We start from the raw sequence: 4663 nt of genomic DNA on the forward strand, positions 1-4663 counted from the left end.
TCTGCGGAAAACTTCCTCCTTGTTTGCTTGTTCATAAGGTTAAATTTAATCGTTTTTTTTAACTTAACCTCTGGTCTCAATTTTGGGGAGTATTATAATTGAAGCTAGTTTTCCAACAGACACCATAAGAATCATAAAAACAGGTGAAAGCGTATTTAGTGCTGATAGAAAAACACTAACCTTTTCAGAGAGTGCCCTAATAAATCTTCATGAAGTTTTCCAACACAATTTAGATATTCAGAAACAAGACAGAGAAGTTCTTGCATCGGAAGAGCTTCATAAGCTGTTTCCATCTGCGGTTGATTCTGCTGAAAGGGAATATGTAAAGAATTCAATATCTACTGCACTATCAACTTGGAAACAATCTCTCGATGAATTTTCAAACACTGATAAAGAAGCCATCAAGGAACTCTTTGAAAAACTAATGCTTGCAGATGGATTCATTTCACCTGAAAGTTTGCTAAAAACTAAAGAGACGATAGATGAGCAATACATTGATGACGTAATCGCAGAGTATGAGAAACTTATGCAACAAAAAACAGAAACCGAAAACCTTGAGAAAAAATGGCAAGGCTTCCTAAAAAAACACAGTTGGATTTTCTCCTACATTTTTTCCTTTCCAATTATTTTACATGAAGATGAGGCTTATGTAGGTGGTAAAGGAATTTCAAATAAAAACGGGAAGGTTACAGACTTTCTAGTTAAAAACAACCTTACCAATAATGTCGCATTTATCGAAATCAAAACCCATAAAACTGACTTAGTTAAGAAGGGGTCAGCTTACAGAGGAAATGATGTGTTTTCTATGAGTTCCGATTTATCGGGTGGTATTTCACAGGTTCTCAATCAGCGTGATAATTTTCAAAAACAATTTGCCATTCACAAGATGAATAGTGAGGATAAAGGATTTGAAACCTTCAATTCAAAGTGTGTCGTATTGATGGGGTCAATTTCCGATTTGAACGATAAAGAATTGGGTTCATTTGAATTGTTCCGAAGCAATAGCAAGGATGTAGAAATATTAACCTTCGATGAGTTGCTAGCGAGATTCAACAACCTTAAAGAGCTTATGATGGGCAAAGTGAATTAGCAAATGACAAGAATAACTGAACATAGCATAGAAGATTTTGCTATCAAATTGTTGGAGCATTTGGGCTATGAATACATCTATGCACCAAGTATTGCCCATGATGGCGAAAACCCAGAGCGGAATTCTTATGAAGAAATCCTACTCAACAATCGCATGGCAGAGGCAGTACGAAGAATCAACCCGACTGTGCCAGCTGCTGCACAAGAAGATGCCATCAAAGAGATTCAGCGTATCCATTCGCCAGAATTATTGACCAATAATGAAAGCTTTCATCGCTTATTGACCGAAGGCATTAAAGTCAGCTATCAAAAAGACGGCCAGCAAAGAGGTGATTTGGTCTGGTTAATCGACTTCAACACACCCAAAAACAACGATTTTATTGTTGCCAACCAGTTTACGGTGGTAGAAGATGGCGTAAACAAACGCCCTGATGTTATTCTGTTTGTCAACGGTATTCCTTTAGTGGTCATCGAACTCAAAAATGCAGCAGATGAAAACGCCACCATCAAATCCGCTTTCCGCCAAATAGAAACTTACAAAGCGGTCATTCCAAGTTTGTTTACTTACAATGCCTTTACGATTATTTCAGACGGACTGGAAGCCAGAGCAGGAACGCTTTCATCGGGCATGAGCCGTTTTATGGCGTGGAAATCGGCAGACGGTAAAGAAGAAGCATCGCACTTGGTGAGTCAGATGGAAACGCTCATAAATGGCATGCTCAATAAAGAAACCTTGCTGGATTTGGTTCGGCATTTCATCGTTTTTGAAAAATCGAAAAAGGAAGATGCCAAAACGGGCGTTACTACCATTTCAACCGTTAAAAAATTAGCGGCTTATCATCAATACTATGCCGTTAACCGAGCGGTGGAATCTGCCATGCGAGCCACAGGTTACACAGTAGAAAAAGAAACGCCAAACAGTATGGTGATGGAATCACCTGAAAGTTATGGAGTTGCAGGTGTAAAATCACAACCCAAAGGCGACCGAAAAGGTGGTGTGGTTTGGCATACCCAAGGAAGTGGCAAATCGCTTTCCATGGTGTTCTTCACAGGCAAAATCGTGTTAGCTTTAGATAATCCCACTGTCGTGGTTATCACGGACCGCAACGATTTGGACGACCAACTCTTTGACACTTTTGCATCTTCAACACAGCTATTGCGTCAAGAACCAAAGCAAATTGAAAACCGAAACGACTTAAAAGAAAAACTAAAAGTGGCTTCTGGCGGTGTAATTTTTACCACCATTCAAAAATTTTCACCTGAAGAAGGCAATGTGTATGAAACGCTTTCGGAACGGGAAAATATTGTAGTGATTGCCGATGAAGCACACCGAACGCAGTATGGTTTCAAAGCCAAAACAGTTGACGACAAAGACGAACATGGCAATGTAATTGGAAAGAAAACCGTGTACGGTTTTGCCAAGTACATGCGTGATGCTTTGCCAAACGCCACCTATATTGGTTTTACGGGAACACCAATTGAAAGCACTGATGTAAACACCCCTGCCGTTTTCGGAAACTACATTGATGTCTATGACATTGCCCAAGCGGTAGAAGATGGTGCAACCGTTCGCATTTACTACGAAAGCCGATTGGCGAAAGTGAACCTGAGCGAAGAAGGCAAAAAGCTGGTAGAGGAACTGGATAATGAATTGGATGGAGAAGAACTCACCGAAACTCAAAAAGCCAAAGCCAAATGGACACAGTTAGAAGCCTTGATCGGCAGTGAAAACCGCATCAAGAATGTAGCCAACGACATCATTCAACATTTTGGTCAACGCCAAGAAGTATTTGAAGGTAAGGGAATGATTGTGGCCATGTCCAGAAGAATTGCAGCTGACCTATATGATGAAATCATCAAAGTACGCCCCGATTGGCATTCAGATGATTTGGACAAAGGTGTGATTAAAGTGGTGATGACTTCATCTTCTTCGGATGGGCCAAAAATCGCCAAACATCATACCACCAAGCAACAAAGAAGAACGCTTGCTGACCGAATGAAAGACCCAGACGATGAACTTAAACTGGTGATTGTTCGAGACATGTGGCTTACTGGTTTTGATGCACCAAGTATGCACACGCTTTACATCGACAAACCCATGAAAGGTCACAACCTAATGCAGGCCATTGCAAGGGTCAACCGAGTGTACAAAGACAAGCCAGGTGGTTTGGTGGTGGATTATTTGGGCATTGCTTCTGATTTGAAAAAAGCACTCTCGTTTTACTCAGATGCAGGTGGAAAAGGTGACCCAACAATTGCCCAAGCCCAAGCGGTTGAATTGATGCTGGAAAAACTGGAAGTGGTTTCGCAGATGTACAGCGGCTTCCCTTATGAAGACTATTTCCAAGCAGAGACTGGACAAAAGCTTTCTATGATTCTGGCAGCCGAAGAACACATTCTCGGACTGGAGGACGGAAAGAAAAGATACATCAACGAAGTAACCGCTTTGTCCAAAGCCTTTGCGATTGCCGTTCCGCATGAACAAGCCATGGACGTAAAAGATGAAGTATCATTTTTTCAAGCAGTAAAAGCTCGTTTAGCCAAGTTTGACGGTACAGGTTCAGGCAGAACCGATGAAGAAATTGAAACAACCATTCGTCAAGTCATAGACCAAGCTTTGGTTTCGGAGCAAGTGATTGATGTCTTTGATGCGGCAGGAATCAAGAAGCCAGACATTTCCATTCTATCCGAGGACTTCCTGATGGAACTCAAAGGAATGGAACACAAAAATGTGGCTCTGGAAGTTTTGAAAAAACTACTTAATGATGAAATAAAAGCACGTTCCAAAAAGAACTTGGTTCAGAGTAGGTCGTTAAAGGAAATGTTAGAAAATTCGATTAAGAAGTACCACAACAAGATTTTGACGGCAGCCGAAGTGATGGACGAACTCATCAAGTTGAGTAAGGAAATCGTGAACATGGACAGTGAAGCTAAAAAACTTGGACTGACTGACTTTGAATATGCTTTCTACACCGCAGTTGCAAACAACGATTCCGCCAAACAGCTCATGCAGCAAGACAAGCTGAGAGAACTCGCTGTGATTTTGACCGAACGAGTAAAGCAAAATGCTTCCATCGACTGGACAATCAAGGAAAGTGTAAGAGCAAAATTGAAAGTTATCATCAAGCGGACATTGAGACAATACGGCTATCCACCAGACATGCAAAAACTAGCAACAGAGACTGTATTGAAACAAGCGGAAATGATTGCAAAAGAATTAACAACCGACTAAATAATGCCAACGCTCAACAGCCACACACATTGCCAAGCCGCTCAAAGCAGCCGCACAAGCCAAAGCTTGTCAAAGAGTGTGTCTGAGCCAGCGCACGGACGAAAAAAGAAAAAGTACGACCGCACAACAATGGCTATACGTAATGCGGGGGAAAGTGCTGATATGAAAGTAATTACATCAAACAAACTTTACGGCAGGCGGACAGTGAAGTGCCCTGAAATTCCGCACTACGCATAGCCGACACCGTTACAGGACAGGCAGGTGAAGTTGGGGATGTTGGTAAGGCTCCGGAAGCAAGTATCCGGTAACCTCGAAGTCCACGAAGGACCGGATCGGGTTTTT

At 41.7% G+C, this 4663-nt stretch carries 2 protein-coding genes; both read left to right on the forward strand.

The window, feature by feature from the left end; all coding sequences use genetic code 11:
* Positions 1–82 precede the first annotated feature (82 nt).
* Positions 83–1090: a Shedu immune nuclease family protein gene (locus tag GCU44_RS22790; RefSeq protein WP_154859691.1), complete on the forward strand. Its 1008-nt coding sequence runs from the start codon at positions 83–85 to the stop codon at positions 1088–1090.
* 3 nt (positions 1091–1093) lie between these two features.
* The gene (locus GCU44_RS22795; protein ID WP_154859692.1) at positions 1094–4321 is read left to right on the forward strand and encodes a type I restriction endonuclease subunit R; all 3228 of its coding nucleotides are present in this window, start codon (positions 1094–1096) and stop codon (positions 4319–4321) included.
* Positions 4322–4663: the final 342 nt, after the last annotated feature.

It is taken from the genome of Cyclobacterium xiamenense (assembly GCF_009467825.1).
GTDB classification, from domain to species: Bacteria; Bacteroidota; Bacteroidia; order Cytophagales; family Cyclobacteriaceae; genus Cyclobacterium; species Cyclobacterium xiamenense.